The 17913-nt window shown below is 53.2% G+C and carries 16 protein-coding genes; 8 read left to right on the forward strand and 8 right to left on the reverse strand.

The features are described from left to right. Nucleotides 1-6 precede the first annotated feature (6 nt). The gene (locus tag GN112_RS04990) at nucleotides 7-930 is read left to right on the forward strand and encodes an AEC family transporter (protein WP_155309220.1); all 924 of its coding nucleotides are present in this window, start codon (nucleotides 7-9) and stop codon (nucleotides 928-930) included. A 10-nt stretch (nucleotides 931-940) separates the two neighbouring features. Then, complete coding sequence (truA, locus tag GN112_RS04995) at nucleotides 941-1696, forward strand: tRNA pseudouridine(38-40) synthase TruA (protein WP_155309221.1); 756 nt, start codon at nucleotides 941-943, stop codon at nucleotides 1694-1696. Between the two features lie 25 nt (nucleotides 1697-1721). Here the strand turns inward: truA and GN112_RS05000 are convergent, their stop codons facing one another. From GN112_RS05000 to GN112_RS05025, 6 genes are all read right to left on the reverse strand, one after another. Then, nucleotides 1722-3563 (reverse strand): chloride channel protein, encoded by a 1842-nt coding sequence (locus GN112_RS05000; RefSeq protein ID WP_231716937.1) that lies wholly within the window; start codon nucleotides 3561-3563, stop codon nucleotides 1722-1724. Next, nucleotides 3564-4880 (reverse strand): aminotransferase class I/II-fold pyridoxal phosphate-dependent enzyme, encoded by a 1317-nt coding sequence (locus GN112_RS05005; RefSeq protein ID WP_155309222.1) that lies wholly within the window; start codon nucleotides 4878-4880, stop codon nucleotides 3564-3566. It lies immediately after the preceding gene. Between the two features lie 222 nt (nucleotides 4881-5102). Next, nucleotides 5103-5381: a PxxKW family cysteine-rich protein gene (locus tag GN112_RS05010; RefSeq protein ID WP_155309223.1), complete on the reverse strand. Its 279-nt coding sequence runs from the start codon at nucleotides 5379-5381 to the stop codon at nucleotides 5103-5105. A gap of 117 nt (nucleotides 5382-5498) precedes the next feature. Continuing rightward, nucleotides 5499-6320, reverse strand: coding sequence for a mechanosensitive ion channel family protein (locus GN112_RS05015; protein ID WP_155309224.1), 822 nt, complete (start codon nucleotides 6318-6320; stop codon nucleotides 5499-5501). Nucleotides 6321-6335: 15 nt separating this feature from the next. After that, the gene (locus GN112_RS05020) at nucleotides 6336-7010 is read right to left on the reverse strand and encodes a DUF2959 family protein (RefSeq protein ID WP_155309225.1); all 675 of its coding nucleotides are present in this window, start codon (nucleotides 7008-7010) and stop codon (nucleotides 6336-6338) included. A gap of 106 nt (nucleotides 7011-7116) precedes the next feature. Continuing rightward, nucleotides 7117-8367, reverse strand: a complete 1251-nt coding sequence (locus GN112_RS05025; protein ID WP_155309226.1) for an OmpA family protein — start codon at nucleotides 8365-8367, stop codon at nucleotides 7117-7119. Between the two features lie 537 nt (nucleotides 8368-8904). Here GN112_RS05025 and GN112_RS05030 point away from each other — a divergent pair. After that, nucleotides 8905-9906 (forward strand): KpsF/GutQ family sugar-phosphate isomerase, encoded by a 1002-nt coding sequence (locus tag GN112_RS05030; RefSeq protein ID WP_155309227.1) that lies wholly within the window; start codon nucleotides 8905-8907, stop codon nucleotides 9904-9906. Between the two features lie 19 nt (nucleotides 9907-9925). Then, nucleotides 9926-11257 carry an ATP-dependent 6-phosphofructokinase gene (locus GN112_RS05035; protein WP_155309228.1) on the forward strand — a complete coding sequence of 444 codons (1332 nt, stop codon included), beginning with the start codon at nucleotides 9926-9928 and terminating at the stop codon, nucleotides 11255-11257. A 3-nt stretch (nucleotides 11258-11260) separates the two neighbouring features. On the opposite strand, the gene GN112_RS05040 is transcribed toward GN112_RS05035, so the two are convergent. After that, the gene (locus GN112_RS05040) at nucleotides 11261-12553 is read right to left on the reverse strand and encodes a 3-deoxy-D-manno-octulosonic acid transferase (RefSeq protein ID WP_162458788.1); all 1293 of its coding nucleotides are present in this window, start codon (nucleotides 12551-12553) and stop codon (nucleotides 11261-11263) included. A 30-nt stretch (nucleotides 12554-12583) separates the two neighbouring features. Continuing rightward, complete coding sequence (locus GN112_RS05045) at nucleotides 12584-14605, reverse strand: penicillin-binding protein activator (RefSeq protein ID WP_155309230.1); 2022 nt, start codon at nucleotides 14603-14605, stop codon at nucleotides 12584-12586. Nucleotides 14606-14987: 382 nt separating this feature from the next. Here GN112_RS05045 and GN112_RS05050 point away from each other — a divergent pair, with 382 nt between their 5' ends. From GN112_RS05050 to GN112_RS05065, 4 genes are all read left to right on the forward strand, one after another. After that, a complete protein-coding gene (locus GN112_RS05050) occupies nucleotides 14988-15533 on the forward strand; it encodes a DUF4124 domain-containing protein (protein WP_155309231.1) in 546 nt (181 codons plus the stop codon). Next, the gene (locus tag GN112_RS05055; protein WP_155309232.1) at nucleotides 15533-16816 is read left to right on the forward strand and encodes a class II fructose-bisphosphate aldolase; all 1284 of its coding nucleotides are present in this window, start codon (nucleotides 15533-15535) and stop codon (nucleotides 16814-16816) included. Before GN112_RS05050 ends, GN112_RS05055 begins: the two co-directional genes overlap by 1 nt. A gap of 267 nt (nucleotides 16817-17083) precedes the next feature. Further along, nucleotides 17084-17500, forward strand: coding sequence for a DVU0524 family FlgM-associated protein (locus GN112_RS05060; RefSeq protein ID WP_155309233.1), 417 nt, complete (start codon nucleotides 17084-17086; stop codon nucleotides 17498-17500). Nucleotides 17501-17599: 99 nt separating this feature from the next. After that, nucleotides 17600-17884, forward strand: a complete 285-nt coding sequence (locus GN112_RS05065; RefSeq protein WP_155309234.1) for a hypothetical protein — start codon at nucleotides 17600-17602, stop codon at nucleotides 17882-17884. The last annotated feature ends 29 nt before the right edge of the window (nucleotides 17885-17913 follow it).

Here is a 17913-nt window from a genome sequence, read left to right on the forward strand (position 1 = left end):
CCACGCATGATCATCCTCAACAACATTTTTCCGGTCTTTGCCCTCATCGGTCTCGGTGCCGCACTCCGGCACATGCATCTGACCGGCGAAAAATTCCTGAAAACATCCGATCGGCTGGTTTACTATATTTTCTTTCCCATGTTGCTTTTCTGGAAGATCGGCGGCTCGCCCTCCGTGGACCGGGGGGCGGTCGACCTGATCACCGCTGCCATTGCTGCGGTTGCCACGGTTTACCTGATCAGTGCCATCTGCCTGAAACTGTTCCGCGTATCCCGTTTTGCCGCGGGCTCCTTTTCACAGAGCTGTTACCGTTTCAACACCTATGTCGGCATGGCCGTGATCATGAATGTGCTGGGCGAAACCGGGGTATCGCGTTTCGGAATTCTCATCGGATTCATTATCCCTTTCATCAATGTACTGGCCGTCTCCACCCTGATCTGGTTCGCCGGACGGGCCATTACCATTCGCGAGCGGCTGCGCATCACCCTGCGCGCCCTGGTTTCGAATCCGCTGATCATCGGTTGCCTGGCCGGCATGGCCTACGCCCGGTTCATCGGGGTGCTTCCGGTTTTCCTGAACAACACCCTGCGCCTGGCCGCCATGGTGACCCTGCCCCTGGCGCTTCTCTCCATCGGCGGCACCCTGACCTTGAAAAACATCAGAGAGCATTTCAATCCGGCGCTTCTGGGTTGCACGATCAAACTCGCAATCCTGCCGTGGGTGGGCTATGCGTTCCTGACGGCAGTCAGCGCTTCCCCGCTCTCCGTTCAGGTGGGCATGCTCTTTTTCTCTCTCCCCACTTCTCCAGCCATCGTTGTGCTCTCTTCCCAGCTGAACAGCGACACGCAATTCGCCTCTACCGCCATCGTTCTCTCCACGCTGCTCTCCTTCTTCTCCATGAGCGCCGTGCTCCTGATATTCCTGCATTGAGGAGATGCGCATGTCCCCAAAAGGTGGCCAACGGACATTCAGACTGACCATCGAATACGATGGTTCAGACTTTCACGGTTGGCAGCGGCAAAAAAACGACCGTACCGTTCAAGAGACCCTTGAATCGGCGCTCGGCATTATGACCCGCGAGAAGATCGTCGTCATCGGATCGGGACGCACCGACGCCGGTGTTCATGCCTGCGGCCAAGTGGCCAGCTTCAAAACCACATCGAGCCTGAATGCCGGAACCTTTTTTAAAGGTCTCAACAGCCTGCTACCCGATGATGTGGTCATCCTCGCCTGCGATCCAATGCCGCTGGATTTTCATGCACGCTTCGACGTCACGCGCAAACACTATCGTTACTACATCCTTAATCGCCCCCTGGCGCTGGCCATCGGGCGGCAGTTTGTCTGGCACATCCGCAAAAGGCTGGACATTGCCGCCATGCAACAGGCCGCAGCGGTTTTTCCGGGTACCCACGATTTCAAGGCCTTCGAAGGAAGCGGCAGTCCCAGGGCGCACACCGTTCGCACCGTTACCCGGGCGGAGCTTACGTCCACCGGAGAGGGCGATCTGCGTTTCGATATCGAAGCCAATGGTTTTCTGCGTTTTATGGTGAGAAACATTGTCGGCACATTGGTCGAAGTCGGTCTGGGGAAAATTGCGCCGGCACAGGTGGAAAGGATCCTCGCATCAAAGGACCGGTCCCGGGCCGGTGCCACGGCACCGCCCCAAGGCCTGTTTTTAATGCAAGTCATCTACTGATGAACGTGAAAAATGGGTCCGGAACCTATTGCGCCAGCCGCGCCCGGCGCCGGGATTTCATCTCTTCCACCTTTTGATTGTAAAAGGCGATCACCTCGCGCCGGTTGAGCATTCCCAAGAGGATGCCATGATCGTCGGCACGGACCACCGGCAGACTGTCGATATTGCGGGTGGTGAATTTTTTAAGGACGGCATTGAGATCTTCTTCCGGAGTGGTGACGATGATCTCCGACGTCCCCACATCCTTCATCACCACCAGGCGTTCGATTTCCGGTGCGAAAAGAACGCCGCGGATATCATTTACCGAAAAGATTCCCACCAGCCGCTGATCGCCATCCACCACCGGAAAATAGTGCTGCTTGGTTTCGGAGAAATAGCGTTTGAATTCCATGAACGGCATTTCCTGGGGAATCAGGGTTACTTTCTGAACCAGCGGCATCAGATCTTCAACCGGAATGGCCTGCAAAATATCCACAAAAAAATCACCGGCGTGGGCCGGCGAGTCCACCTTGCTCTGGACCTGGCAGTTGAAAATGGTCCACCGTCGCGAAGCCGTGTAGGCAACGGAACAGACCAGCAGGCTGGGCAGCAGCAGGTGGTAGGAATTGGTCATTTCGCTCACAAAAATGATCGTTGAAATGGGAGTGTTGGAAACGGCCGTGAAAAATCCGGCCATGCCCACCACCACGAAGGCCCCGGGCTGGGTCACCACGGTGGGCATGATAGCATGAAAAATCTGTCCCACGACCCCCCCCATGGCACCACCGACCACGATGGATGGCCCAAAGACCCCGCCGCTGCCCCCCGAACCGATGGAAAACGAAGTGGTCAGCACCTTGCCCAGGGCCAGGCTGAGCAGAAAGGGGATGGTCAACTCGTTGTTGATGGCCATCTGAGCAAAACCGTATCCAAAAGCCAGGGTGTGGGGCAGAAAAAAACCGACAATACCGGTAAGCAGGCCCCCAATGGCCGGCTTGATGTGGTTGGGAATCTTGCGGATGGATTCGAAAACGTGAATCGTGCCGTAAAATGCCTTGATGTAGAACACGCCGGTGCCCACCAGCACCAGCGCCAGGACCAGGTAGGGCCCCAGTTCCATCGGATTACGGAATTTGAACGGCGGTGAATCGAACAGGGATCCCCAGCCGAACACCAGGCAAAAGACGCAGTAGGCCACCACCGATGAGATCCCAGCGGGGATAATCACTTCCGACTCGAAGTCAGGATCCCGGTAGAGCACCTCGGCGGCGAACAGCGCTCCGGCCAGGGGCGCCCGGAAAATGCTGCCCACACCGGCCCCGATTCCGGCAGCCATCATGATGCGCCGCTCACGGTCGGAAAGCTTCAAGGTGGTTGCCAGAAAAGAGCCGAACCCCGCACCGATCTGAGCGATGGGCCCCTCCCGGCCGCCGGACCCGCCTGTGGTCAGGGTAATGGCAGAGGCGATGGTTTTGATGATCGGCACGCGGTTGCGGATAAAGCCGCCTTTGTGGTGATAGGCCCGAATGGCCGCATCGGTTCCGTGCCCCTCGGCCTCGGGAGCGAAGGTGTAAACCAACCAACCGCTGAAGATTCCGCCGATGGCGGGCAGAAAAAGCAGCATCCAGCGGTTGAACGGTGTTGCGGTGAGGGGTAACAGGTGATGTTCACCGGCAGGTGGCGGCGGCCGATAGCCGGCCGCCATATCCAGAAAATAATGGATCCCGATCTGGCACAGATAGTGAAAGGCGACCGATCCGAGTCCGGCAATCAAACCGATCGCGATGAAATAAACCGACCAACGGGTCGCCTGGGCAACCCTCAAATGCGATAGTTTCGCCTTGATGCGACCGGCCGTTCCCTTTTTCTGGTCTGTTGGGCCCATCATCTACTGGCTGTTTTCCAGTTCTTTGATCCCCTGATAAATCGTATCGAACAGTTTTTCGACATCCGCCGCCTCCATGCAAGAAAAGGCGATCCGCAAATTGGCACGCCCCAGGGATATCAATCCGACCCCATAGCGATCGAGCAGATGGACCCGAAGCGTTTCCGCATCCACGGTTTTCAGCCGGATACACATGAAGTAGCCTGAATTAAACGGATAGACATCCCAGGCCGCGGCGTACTTCGGATCCTTGGAGACGGTTTTGACCCGCCTGGCCCGGTCCATGAGGATGTTGAACTTTTCCTGCCGCTCATCCCGGTTTTTCTCATCCTGCATGGAGTTGAGCAAAATGGTCTGGCTCAGATGGGACGCATTGGAAATGGTCCCCCGGATACACCCGGCCGTTTTCCGTTCCAGCGCATCGAAAAGCGCCGCGGGATCGCCGGCAAACGTTCCACCGTAAGTGATGAATCCGACGCGCAGGCCCCATACATAATTTTCCTTGGTGGCACCATCCAGCTTGACGGCCAGGATGCCGGGATGCGCGCCACACAGGCGTGCAAAGATCGACTCCTTGATGGTTTCGGGCTCATAAAAAAGGCCGAAGTAGGCATCGTCGGTAACCGCCACAATAAAGGTTCCCGATGCCGCAACGTCTTTCAGAATATTGACAACGCCGTCGGCTTCCGTCTCGCTGAGCGTATATCCGGTCGGGTTGTGGGGAAAATTGAGAACCACGGTAATCTTCCGGTTGTCAGCCGCCTCTTGGCGCACCGCCTGTTCGAAGGCGGCCAGATTGAATCGCCCCCCGTCGGTAAACAGTTCGTAATGACGGATGCGGGCACCCCTCCGAACGGAAAAGATCATGCTGTAATTGCCCCACATCATCTCGGGCAGAATAATTACATCGTCGGCATTGGTCCAGACATCGGCAAAGGTGGCGATGCCGTGGGTAATTCCGCAAGTCACCACCGGCAGGCTCACCGGTTTTCCAGCCAGGGATGAATTTTTTTCAACCATCTCTTCACGCCACGCATTTCTAAGAGCCGCAACTCCGAAGGAAGAGGCATAGGTCAGGGACTGGCTGGGCCGGATGGTAGGAATGGAAGCCATGACGCTGTCGAAGCGCATGGTCCGACCGCCCTCTTTGGCGATACCGATGGTAGCGTTGATGGTGTACGCTTTTTCCTTGGCTTCAGCACTCTGGCTGAGGATGCCTTTAGGGAAAAAGAGTCTTTTCCCCACGTCGGAAAGCATATCGTAAACATGGGGGGCGGCAGCTTTGATGGTCTGATTGAGTTGCTCAGCGAGAGGATTCATGGGCTCCTGTCCTCATAAAATAAACCTTTTAGAAATAATAAGCTGGCTATTTACTTGTTGTCGAGGATAAAAGTCAAGGGAAAAGCACTATAAAAATCAGCAAGATGCATGTTTCCGTGATGCTTTTCAAATCCGCACCGAAACGATGCGCCAGCGTAAAAACCCCGCATCATCCATCAAGATGGCGGGGTTAAAAAAAACTTGTCGTACGGCCAGAGAAACCTATTTTCGGGAACGCTTGGAGGCCTTCAACGGGTTGATCTTCTGCGCCGTTTCTGACATGCTCGTGGAAACATGGGTCGCCAAATTACAATTTCCGTTCTTCCACTTGATCGTCGGTTCGGGACAGGCTGAGCAGTACCAGCCAGAAGCGATCTCCAGTGTTCGGTTACACCCCTTGCACTGTTCGACGATCTCATAGCAAACGCCGCCTTTATATCCGCAACCCTTGGCTGTCATGAAGCCACATTCCATGCCTTTACGAATGGTTGTGCATTTCATCGTTAACACCTCCCAAATATGATCTAAGCAAACAAAAAGGCCAAAGACAACGGATCCTTCGGCCTTTTAAAAATCCAGAGATTTATAGTAACGCCAATTAAAATTGTCAAGCATTTTTTAGTCTTCAGCAGAGGCATGCTGGTACACATGCACATCCCGCTGGGGAAATGGAATGCATACCCCGTTCGCATCAAACGACTTCTTGATTTTCTCGGTCAGGTCAAAATAGACGCCCCAGTAGTCCGCAACTTTGACCCAGGGACGAACCACAAAATTGACGCTGCTGTCAGCCAATTCGGAAACGGCAATCTGGGTTTCGGGATCCTTCAGGATGCGGCTGTCCTGGGCCACCGCATCAGCGATCAGGGAGCGTGCCTTGTCGATATCATCTTCATATCCGATGCCGAAAACCATATCCACCCGCCGGGTGCCTTTGACGGTCCAGTTAACGATATTATCGTCGGTGAGTTTTGCATTGGGAACAATAACCGTTTTGTTGTCGGCCGTTTTCAGCTGTGTGGTAAAAATCTGAATGGCCTCCACCACACCAAACACCCCGGCGCCTTCAATGAGGTCACCCACCTTGAACGGCCTGAAAATAATCAGCAGAAAGCCGGCCGCGAAGTTGGAGAGGGAACCTTGCAAAGCCAGGCCAATGGCCAGACCGGCGGCACCGAGAATGGCAATGAAGGAGGTGGTCTGAATCCCCAGTTGCCCCAAAGCGGCAATAACAATAAATGCCAGCAGGCCGATATAAGCCAGGTTGGCGGTAAAGGAAACCAACGTGGAGTCGACCTTGCTCCTGGTCATGATCCGTTCGATCAGTTTCCGCACACCCTTGGCCACCCAGCGCCCGATAATAAAAATGGCCAGTGCGGCAATCACCTTCAAACCATAAACCGTCAGTAACTGGTAAATTTTGTCAATAATCGCTTCCATTTTCTGATCCCTTTATCAAATGGTTTGAGCAAATGCCTCCGCTTCCCGGATCGATCGGTTCATGTCACCGATCAGGGCAGAGACCTCCGTTTCAATGTCCGCCACCTCTCTTTTCAAGGAACCCACGGCCTGGGCGTTCAGGTTGTGTTTGAGGTAGAGAACATAGTCATGCAAGTTGTTGAGCACGGGTGCCATGGAAGCTTCCGCTTTGGCCATGGATCGCTGCAAACGGGCGAATCGGTCACGGGTGTCCAGCAGGGAAGTACGGCTTTTGGTTTTCAGTTTCACATTTTCAATGGTATCGATTTCGGCAGCCCACTCGCTGAAAAGGTCCTCGGCGATCTGTTCGACATTGTCAATGCGATCGCGGACCGCCTCAGCACGCTGCTCACAGGTGTGATAGTCCTGATTCAGTTCTGCATAAACATCCTCCAGGTCACCGCCGTCAAACCCATACATGGATTTGATGCGTTCAACGACACTGGCAAACTGGTCGGAGGCCTCGGCCTGTTCCTCACGAACTTTTTCCACATTGTCCTTGAGAAGATGCCGCTTCTCCTTCCCCAATTTCTCCCAGACCGCGTAGTAAGTGGTCTGACAACTGACCGTGAGCAGAACAAAAGCCATCGACAGCCAAACAAACCGAAGCCTGGCCGTACCATTGGATTCATTCACCATGCTGTTGATCATTGGGGCTCCCTGCGGATTAAATAACGACTGGAATGGATGATCCGGCGGCCAACCGCCTTCTCATCCATTCCAGTCGGTTCAGATCACTTAAAGGATCGCGGTAGGTTTAGTTGGTTTTAACCAAATTAACACGCCGGTTGAGCGCCCGCCCTTCCTTGGTGTTGTTATCCGCTATGGGACGATCCGGGCCGTAGCCTTCGGAAGTGAGTCGGGACGAGGCGATACCTTTGTTGACGAGGTAATCGACGACAGCTTTGGCACGCCGCTTGGAAAGATCCATGTTGTATGCGTGAGATCCAGTAATGTCCGTATGCCCTTCGATCCGCACGGTCAGGCGGGGACGCTGCTGAAGGGCTTGGACAATGGCGTCAAGGGTACCAAACGATACGGGTTTGATAACGGCTTTATTGACGTCGAAAAGAATGTCGTGGAAAGACCATTCGTCTTTGGAAGAATCCAAAACGGTAATCGGACAACCAGTGGAGTCGACCTTCGTACCAGCGGGGGTTCCCGGGCATTTGTCCAAATAATCCGGCACGCCATCCTTGTCGCTGTCCAGCGGGCAGCCGGCCGCATCCACCTTAACACCCGCGGGGGTCCCCGGGCATTTGTCCATCATATCGCCAACGCCGTCGCCATCGCTGTCAATGGCATCACCAATAAACACCTTGGTAATAAAGCCAGCCATGGCCGCGCCGTCCATCAATGCATCGCCCGTTGTTGCAAAACCGCATCCGCCAGCCTCGGCAACCGCATCCATCAGTTTCTGGCCTGCCGCGTCATCACCCACCAGAACCGTATAGATGCACAGCGAATCGCCCATCTTTTCTTTCAGCGCCGCGGCAGCAGCAACGGGTGCCGATCCCATGTTCTTTCCATCACTGACAATGATCATCGCCGTATTCCCGGAAGCGCCGTCAAGGTCCTCGCCGGCGGCATCAATGGCCGTTTCCATGGGACTAGTCCCCCCGGCCTTGGAGATGCCCGCCAGGGCTGTGGTCATGTCCTTACGGTTGAAGGCACCCATATCGTCAAGGAGTTCGGTGATGGCTGATGAGAACTTCGGATCATGCCCGAAACTACGCACTTCTGTCTGTACGGGCATGTTTGCCGGCATGGTCTTTGCCATGTTCTCAAGCAGCGCCTTGGCCTGATCGAACTTTTTGTACTGCGGGGATCCCTCTTCCATGGAAGCGGACGCATCGAGAATGAAAACCGCATTTTGCTTTTTCAGGGCATGTCCGCCAGCGTCGATATCAACCGGTGAGAATGGGGGAACCGGTTGAAAGGTGGCACAGGCGCTTAACAGACCGGCAACCATGAACGCAAAAATCAACTTGGCGAATAGACTTTTCATAACAACTCCTCTCCTTTTGTTTTGAGAAACAACAAATTACGCTTTGTCATGGAACAATGAATGAAACTTGAAACCGATAAAACGAAAGCATCATAGCCGTCAATGGCACGCTCAACCGACAGACGTACAACTGGGGGATTGCAGGCCGACCGCTTTTTTTGGATCAGCCCGCGCATACGTGTATCAGTCATTTGAATGAGTATAAGCAACCTTCATGAAAAAATCCAGTCATTCAATTTTTTTCACAGGGGTAGATTGAAACCAGATTGGCAGACAGCAGGTGAGATCAGGTGAGATCAGGTGGAGAATTCGTTTTTTGTTTCAATCCGCTCAATGCTTTTCGGCGTACGGTTGCGTGTTCGCCATAACATGTTACCGAGGTCTGGCACCGAGACCGATTGACATTTCAGGCAAATGGGCTATTGTTGAGCTTCAATTGATTGTCTTTTAAAGGAGCCGCATGACTTCCGTTCTTATTTGCCACAAACCATCCGTAATTTCCAGATAAATTTTCAACCCAACAAGGACTCAGACAACATGCTTTTGGACGAAGCACGACAAGTGCTCGAAATTGAAGCCGATGGCATTATGAAGCTAATCGGTCGCCTCGACCATCGTTTCGAACAAATGGTCGATACAATCATGCAAGCCTCCGGCCGGTTAATCATAAGCGGCATCGGCAAATCCGGCATCATCGGCCGTAAAATCGCTGCCACCCTCAACAGCACCGGAACACGCGCCCTGTTCCTGCATCCGGTAGAAGCCATGCACGGCGATTTGGGAATCGTCTGTGTCGATGACGTCTTTCTGGCCATGTCCTACAGTGGGGAAACCGGTGAATTGAACATCCTGATGCCCAGCATCCGCAAGCTGGGTTGCCCCGTTATCGCCATGACCGGCAATCCGGAGTCGACACTGGCCAAACACAGCGATATCGTGATTGATGTGGGTGTCGAAAAAGAAGCCTGCCCGTTAGGCCTAGCACCAACGGCAAGCACCACTGCCCTGCTGGCCATGGGAGATGCGTTGGCGGTTGTACTGATAAACAAAAATCACTTTAAATCGAGTGATTTTAAACGGTTTCATCCCGGCGGAGCACTGGGCCAGCGCCTCTCCCGTGAGGTCAGCGATATCATGCTTTCCGGTAAATCGATCCCCATTACCACCAGCAGCGCGACCATGCGTGAGGCGGTTGCGGAGATGGATCGCCACGGCCTGGGGGCGATCATCATTGTCGAACCGGCGGGAGAGTTGGCGGGCATCTTGACCGATGGCGATCTGCGCCGCATGATCGCCCGGGGAGACAGCATCTTTGACCAATCCCTGCCTGAAGTGATGACACCGGCACCCCTCAATGCATCGGCCCATACCCCGGCTTTTGATGCGCTCAACATCATGGAACAACACGAAATCACCATACTTCCGATAATCGACCAGAGCCGCCGGGTTATTGGCATCCTGCATCTGCACGACATTCTCGGAAAAGGTGAATTCAAGTTCAACGGTACTGCACCCGAAAAGAAAGAACGGCTTGAATGAACCACAGCAAGGAGAAATCATGAATATGGAAGCCATAGAGACCCCCATTCAGTCTTTGGGGGAAGCCAAAATTCCGTCACCCATGTTAAGGGAAGATCATGGCGGAATCGACCATTCGTTTGTTTCCGATGACGATCGGATTCTGATCAACATCAAACGAACGAACATCGAAGCCATGATCACAAAGGGCATCTCACCGCCGGCTTTCGAACTGGCCGGCCCCCGACGCAAAGTCTATTTCGACGCTGCCAAATTACGGTGTGCCATCGCCACCTGCGGCGGTCTGTGTCCCGGGTTGAACGATATCATCCGGGCCATTGTATTGGAACTGCACTACCGTTACGGGGTCAAGATCATTTACGGCGTGCGCCACGGACTGGAAGGGTTTATTCCCGAATACAACCACGACTTCCTGGACCTGACCGCCCAACGGGTTTCCGACATCAATAACATGGGCGGTACCATCCTTGGATCTTCACGGGGTGCCCAGGATATCGACCGTGTCGTGGACTGCCTGGAAGTGAACAATATCGGCATTCTGTTCATGGTTGGTGGTGACGGGACACTGATGGCCGCCTCGAAAATTGCCGATACCATTTCCCAGCGGGGGCTTAAAATCAGTGTCGTGGGTATCCCCAAAACCATCGACAATGATATCCATCTGGTCTCCCGTTCCTTTGGTTTTGATACTGCCGTGGATGTCTCCCGGATGGCGATCCAGGGGGCCCATAACGAAGCCATCTCCTATCCGAATGGCGTAGGACTCATCAAACTGATGGGGCGCCACTCCGGCTTCATTGCCGCGACGGCCGCCCTGGCCCAGCAGGACGCCAATTTCGTTTTGATTCCTGAGGTTGATTTTGATCTTGACGGGCCCAAGGGGTTGATGGCCGCGTTGGAGACACGACTGGCCAGCCGGGGCCACGCGGTAATTGTGGCCGCCGAGGGGGCCGGACAGAAATTTTTCACCGACGTGAACGAAAGCCGGGATGCATCGGGGAATATCCGACTCAACGATATCGGTCCTTTTTTACGGGACACCATCAAGGACCATTTTACCGCAAAAAAAATTCCCATCAATATCAAGTATATCGATCCCAGCTACATGATCCGTAGCCTTCCGGCCAATGCCAATGACAGCGTGTTTTGCGGTTTTCTGGGACGGGATGCGGTACATGCCGGAATGGCGGGCAAAACCAAACTGGTCATCGGACACTGGAACAACCATTTCGTGCACCTGCCCATGGAGGCAACGGCAGGCAAACGCAAGCAGGTCAGGCCCAGGGGGAAACTGTGGACAACCGTGCTGGAATCCACCGGCCAGCCGCCCCTGAAAAACGATCACACCTGACCGTCATGCATCAGGCAGCAGCTGGCGCAAGACAACCTGTGCATGGCGGTGCGCCGCTCCATGGCTGGAGAGGACCGCCTGCCTGGCCAGCCGACCTATCCGCCGGGCCGTTTCGGGATGGCTCAAAAGATGGCAGGCGCGCTCGGTGAGTTCCGATTCATCGTTCACACAGATTCCGCCGCCGTGTTCTTCAAGCACCTTTCTGGCCTCGGTAAAATCGTCCATGAACGGACCGTAGAGAACCGGTTTCGCCCACATGGCCGGCTCGAACACATTCTGTCCGCCAAGGGACACAAGACTGGCACCGCAAAAAACCACTGAGGCAAGACCATAAACCTGACGCAACTCGCCAATGGTATCAAGAATCAATACTGGAGCCTGCCGCTGTCCCCCGGTCTGATCCAGCAGGGTTCGCCGCTGGCAGTGAATTTTCCTTTCCCGGGCAAGCGATTCGATGAGTGATGTTTTTTCAATGTGCCGGGGGGCGATGATAAAAACCAACCCGGGAATCTGGGCGGCCAATCGGCCATACACGTCCAACAGCACGTCAATCTCCGCTCCGCGCACGCTTCCGGCAACAAATACCGGAGTTTGCGGATCCACGGCAAAAAGGTGCTTCAGTTTTATCACCGCCGCCACATCCAGGTCGGCCCATCGGGCATCCATTTTTACATTGCCGTTGATCAGGACCTTTTGTGCCGGCGCACCCAAGGCGATGATCCGCCGGGCATCCGCATCGGAGATCATACTGAAGGCGGCGACCTTTTCCAGCACCGGTTTGAACAGCGGCCGGATGGCCAGATACGAGCGGATCGACCGCACGGAGATGCGGCCGTTGAGAAAAACTGTGGGAACGCCGATGCGATGCGTTCGGACAATCCAATTGGGCCAAATTTCGGTTTCCATGCAAACCAGCAGGTCCGGACGATGAAAAGCGAGAAAACGCCCGGTGACACTCCATAAATCCAGCGGCGCAAAACAAACGGTTGCTCGGTGCCCAAGGGTTCTGGCAGCGTACCGCTGGCCGGTGGCGGTAGTGGTGGTGAGCACAATGGCGGCCTTTCTCCCACCGTCATCCAACGCACGGATGATGGCATCGGCCACCTTGACTTCACCAACCGAAACGGCGTGTATCCAAATCTTTGGCCATCCGCCGGACGAAAACCGGGAGGCCGCCGGCGCATGCCCCAGTCGCTGTGCCAACGCGGCCTGGCACCGGGGATTACGCTTTCCGGCCAACCAGATCAACGGGAGCAGTGCCAGGGCGACACCGGAAGTCAGACCATTATAGATCAAATGGAATAAATTCATGTGTGGCAGGGACGGTTAAGGCGTCAAAACAGCCGTTGATGGCGTGTTTTCGGCAGCTGGAGATAAAGGGAGCTGAACAAACCGTCCTCGCTCGATCCGCAATAACTCAAGATTTTTCTCGGCCTCACCGTTTGGGGCAAACCCGGCCCGGCCGGAAACCCCCTCGAAATCCTGAAGGCGCAGCAAGGCATCCTTCAAATCGCGCCTCGACGGCGTTGCCGCCCGATGCATGGCCTGAAACATCATCATCGCACTATCGTAGGCGATGGCCTCAATGATCCCCGGCGTTCTTTCAAAGGCGGACTGGAAGGCCGCTACAAAATCTTTTACATTCTGAGACTGACTTTCAGCAAAAAAACCATCAACGATCAATGCATTTTCCATGTAATCGCCGGATGCGTCCACAAGCGCCTGAGAGTGCCACAAATTTGTGCCTAGCAAATAGACGTCACGGATGTCATGATAGGCCAACTGGGGAATGACCATACTTGCTTTTTTTGGTGCATCGGGAATGAAAATCGCACTAAAATCAACAAGTGGATCATAATGGTCATCCTTGTTGCCGTTGCGACGCTCACCCTTATTCTTTTCATCCTGGTGTTGCCGGTTTACGAATGTCCGCAATGGGCAACGGCTCAAATGATGATCGGAAAGATTTTTAGGGCTGCCGTAAAAAATTCCGGCCAGTTTTTTAATGGGTTGAGCAAAATCGGTTCCGGCCGGATCGTAGGCTTCGACGCCGTTGACGATGCCCCCCTGCCGGAGCACTTCATCCCAAAAAAGGTTCATGTATCGTCGACCGTATTTTTCATCCGGGTAAAGGATCGCAAAACACCGGACGCCCAATTTTTCAACGGCAACGTTGACCAGCGCACGCACCTGCATCTGGGGCGTAATAAAATTCCTGAACACATAGGCGCCTGTTTCCGGCAGACCGTCGCGCTGGGTAAACACAACGATCGGTATCCCTCTGTGCTGTGCCGCGGCAGCGGCACGTTCAGAAGTGGCCATGGGTCCCAGAATCGCTCCGACTTTCTCTTGATCCAGCGCCTTCACTGCGTTTTCTGCGACTGCAGGATCCGAGCGGGTATCTTTAATAATCAAGCTCAGGCCACTCCCGTCCCCAACCGTTCCCATCTGGTTCACGGCAAATTCGATACCGTCCAAGGCCCGCTGGCCAAAAAAAGAATAAGCGCCGGAAAGCGGCAGCAGACAGCCAACGGCATAAGGGGAATACTGCGACCGCAACGCGAGAGACTGGAGCATGTCCAACGCATCCTGCCGTTCGGCGTGTTCCGGAAACTGATCGACAAAGGCGCCAAGCACATCCCGTGCATCATCATAACTCTCATCCATGAGATAGGCCATACCGAGCCGATAGAGCAGCAGACCCATGACGGGCCGGTCAGCCACAAGGGCAATCAGTTGCTGAATTTCATCGGTGTCGAGTTTTTCGACGGACTTTTTTAGCTGATTCCAAGCGATCTGTTCATCGTTGCCGGATGCCACGTTCCAGGCCCGATAATAGAAACGCGCGGCGTTCAGACGGGCTCCCAATGCCGTATAGGCATCCGCAATTACCATATAAAAGGGGGGGGATAAAGACGAGGTACCGGCCTTTTGGGTAAAACCAAGTCCCATTGAAATCACCGCATCGAATTGACCGCGTTCAAACAAAAGGGTCAGCGTCTCGTGCATCGCATCGGGAACCAGAACACTTTGCGGAAATTCATGGGTCAACCGTGCGAACACAGCCAGAGAGTCCTCATCGTTCCCCATCCGACGGTATATCCTTCCGATTTTAAACAGGGCGGTGTCAGTATGCCGGTCACCGTAGGATTGATGTAGGAAATGTTGGTAGCCCACAAGCGCCTCATTATAAAGCCCCTTATCATAAGCAAGCTCGGCATCCTGAAAAACGGATTGCCCTGGCGATTTCAAATCGGCTCCGGGAAGTGGCAATGAAATCGGTTTCGTGGAGCAGGCAGCCGTCAGCAAAAGGAAAAAAACAACCCATATTCTGAAAAAAAAATACATGAATAGAATCTTCCCGCAAACATCCCGATGGTGGGGATTGATTAATGGGGTGACGATACACGTACAATTGTGAAAACGGCACTGCCAAATCTACACAAGCTCGTTTTAATGTCAAACATTAGTTGTGAGCCAAACCCAAAAGCCCAACCGCACACCGTCATCCCGGCGGTTATTCCATTGGGTGCGTTTTCCAGGATAGAATTTTCCGGTTGCACGAAATGATTTTTTCGAAGTTCGGAAGGAATTTAGAAAGTTGCCGCACCCTCAAAGACGACGCTTGAACTTGACATCCTGCAGGCATCAACATTATATTGGTCATTCAAATCGTTACCATTCAATCTGGATTCTTTCCGCCCTTACCACAGAACAAAGGTCTATTGGCATGCAAAAACAAATGACGTTGGGATTGGTAATTTTTATCCTTTTGATCACTCTGCCGGTCTCTGCTGAAATCTATAAGTATACTGATGAATACGGTCAAAAACGGTGGACCGACGACCTTAGTTTGGTTCCCGAATCGCAGCGCGCTACGGCCGAGACCATCGAAAGCACCCAAACCGAACCGGATTCCGCAGAGAGCCAAACGCCTGAAAACAAGCCTGTAAACGCTGCCTTTGCATCGGATACGGAAAAAACGATGGATACCACCGAAATCAGCCGTGACGCGCTGGAAAAGGAAAAAGCAGAACTGGACAGCTTTTATCAGCAACTGATTGAGGAAAGAAAAACAATCGAGAAGACGAACAATGAGACGCTGGATGCCGCTGAACGGACCGATTTGAACAAGCGGATCGAAGACTTTAACAATAAAACCGAGCGATATGAAGCACAACTCAATCGCTTCAATCAAAAAATCAATGCCTATAACCAGAAAATAATAACAAAGCAGCAATCAACGCCAAGCGAGTCAGCGCAAGGAGAAAACTGATGACAACATCATCCGGCGATTTCGCCAAAGCGGTTCGCGTTGGGCGTCCACCCAACATCCAAAAATTGTTTCCCCATTCCCAGGCACTTTTGGTCAGTGGGAAATTTATCGATCTGGCCATGATCAAGAAAAAAAACGCCCTTTGCATCGCAGCCAACGGTCGTAACAGTTTCGTTATCCGGGGCGCATTGAAGGCCGCCCAGCGGGCCAACGCAGCGCTGATTATCGAGATTGCCCGCTCGGAGGGCGGGGCCGATGCCTATTGTGCGGTGAACTACTGGAATATCGCCCGGATTGTGGACGCAGCTTGCAATGAAATGGGAATCACCATCCCCGTCGCCCTGCATGCGGATCACTACGGAATTAAAAGTGAAAATGATATCCCCGATGCCAAAATTGAAATTCCCAGCATGTTTGAGGCAGGTATCACCTCCATTGCTATTGACGCCTCTCACCTTCCGGATGATAAAAATCTATTGACCAACCTGGAACTGAAACCACTTATTCCCGACTGGTCCGGATTGGAGACCGAGATTGGAGAGATCAAAGGGAAGCTGGGGCTTTCAACCCAATCCGAAGCCCTTTTTTTGATCCAGGGACTCAATGCCCACGATATATTTCCCAATTGGATCGCCTTGAACAATGGTACCGTACACGGCATCGAAGCCAGCGGTCAGGGTATTCAGGTTGATCTGACCCGTGACATTCACGAAGCGCTGGTTCCCTACCATGTCTCCGGTGCCCAGCACGGCACTTCCGGTAACAGCTCACTGCGCCTGAAGGAAATTGCCCAGCAAACCCACACCACCAAGGCCAATGTTGCTACCGCCCTGCAGATGATTTCCTGGGGGCTTGAAGTCAATGATGATGGTAACGCAGCCCTGGATGCAGACGGAAATTTTATTAAAGTGAAAGATGAAGGTGTTACCGAGGCCATGTGGGAAAAAATGGTTGCCTTTGCCAGCACCAAAGGATGGAAAGGCGGCAACTACAAAAAACTGAACCTGCCCTTTGAAAACAAGCTTCTGGGCCTGCCCAGCACCATTCGTGAAAGAATGGTAAATCGTGTTGAATCATTCATTTACAACCTGATTGCCAATGTATTCAATGCAGCTGACACAGCAGACCTGGCTATCGAAACCATTCTCGAAACCAATGGTTTCGATCCGGGTCCGAAATCCCGGCGAACCGAGGACCCGTCGAATTGGACCCCTGAAAAAATCGTGCAACGGGCAACATCCATTGAAGGCAACCAAAGTCCTGAGGGTGATTTTGACGACTGATGCCCTTTTCGCATCCCTTTCCCTTTGACCCAGCGTCAGACACCGGCAATCCATTGGTGCCACCCTGACAGGCAACAATGGATTGCCGGTTTGAATGTTCCGTTAGCGAACTGATCCCCCAAGAATTTAATTTGATTGTATTTTTTAACAGTTGCATCCAATCCTGAATAACCCCGCAGCACCAGTCACCCCACCGTCGATATTGATCGTCTCTTTTTCCTAAAGGATTCTGCCAGACCTGCCGATAAAAGCATCGGAGGGAAATAGATGCAGATCCAAAGTTACCAAATCCATAATGTATTGAATGAGTACCGAAGGCAGTTAAGTCGTAGCAACACCTCGCTCACTCAACATCAAGGCGGTAAAAAGGTCGAACCAAACGGGGACGAAATTTCGGATGAAGGGAAAAAAAAGTCCATTATGGAAAAAGTAGCTGCCAGTGTTTTTAAAAAAATCACCAAGGTCTCCCCGGACAGCGAATTTGATCCGGAAGCGCAGGCGCGGGTGCCGCAACAATCTGAACAAAACTGGCAAAAGCTTCAAATGGAACAAGCATTTACATTTAACACAATTGTTGGCAACAACCAAAAAGAGACGCACTCTATCGATGTTGATAACTCACAAGTGCTGCTGAATCGTCTCGATGAACTGGCCAAAGCAGCCATCAATCGTGACGCTGAATAAACAACAAGAACAGCTCTGCCGGACAGCGGTTTACAGGAAGGGCAAAGCAGACGCAGACAACACCCGTAAAACAGTTGTAGAAAACAAGGGGGAATTGCCATGTTAGAACCAATTGGCGAACCAGCCGTCAGAATGACGACGCGTGTGGACAATCATCAGGCTGTGGATGGCCAGGATGTCGCTCTGGAGAAAACTGAAAAGGTCGTTGAGGAGCGGCCTATTGAAAACACGGAAGAAAGTGCCAAATCCGAGTCGGACGCCAGCGAAAAATCCGGCGCCTACGATGTGGGCGATGAAGGGGTTTACTTCGAAAAATATGACAAGGACGGGAATGTAATCTACCGTGTGCCACCGGAGCAGAAACCAATCGATGAACTCGCCTGATTAAAGGGGGTTCCTTTGGAACACCCATG

Origin of the sequence: Desulfosarcina ovata subsp. ovata (genome assembly GCF_009689005.1) — a bacterium.
GTDB lineage: Bacteria > Desulfobacterota > Desulfobacteria > Desulfobacterales > Desulfosarcinaceae > Desulfosarcina > Desulfosarcina ovata.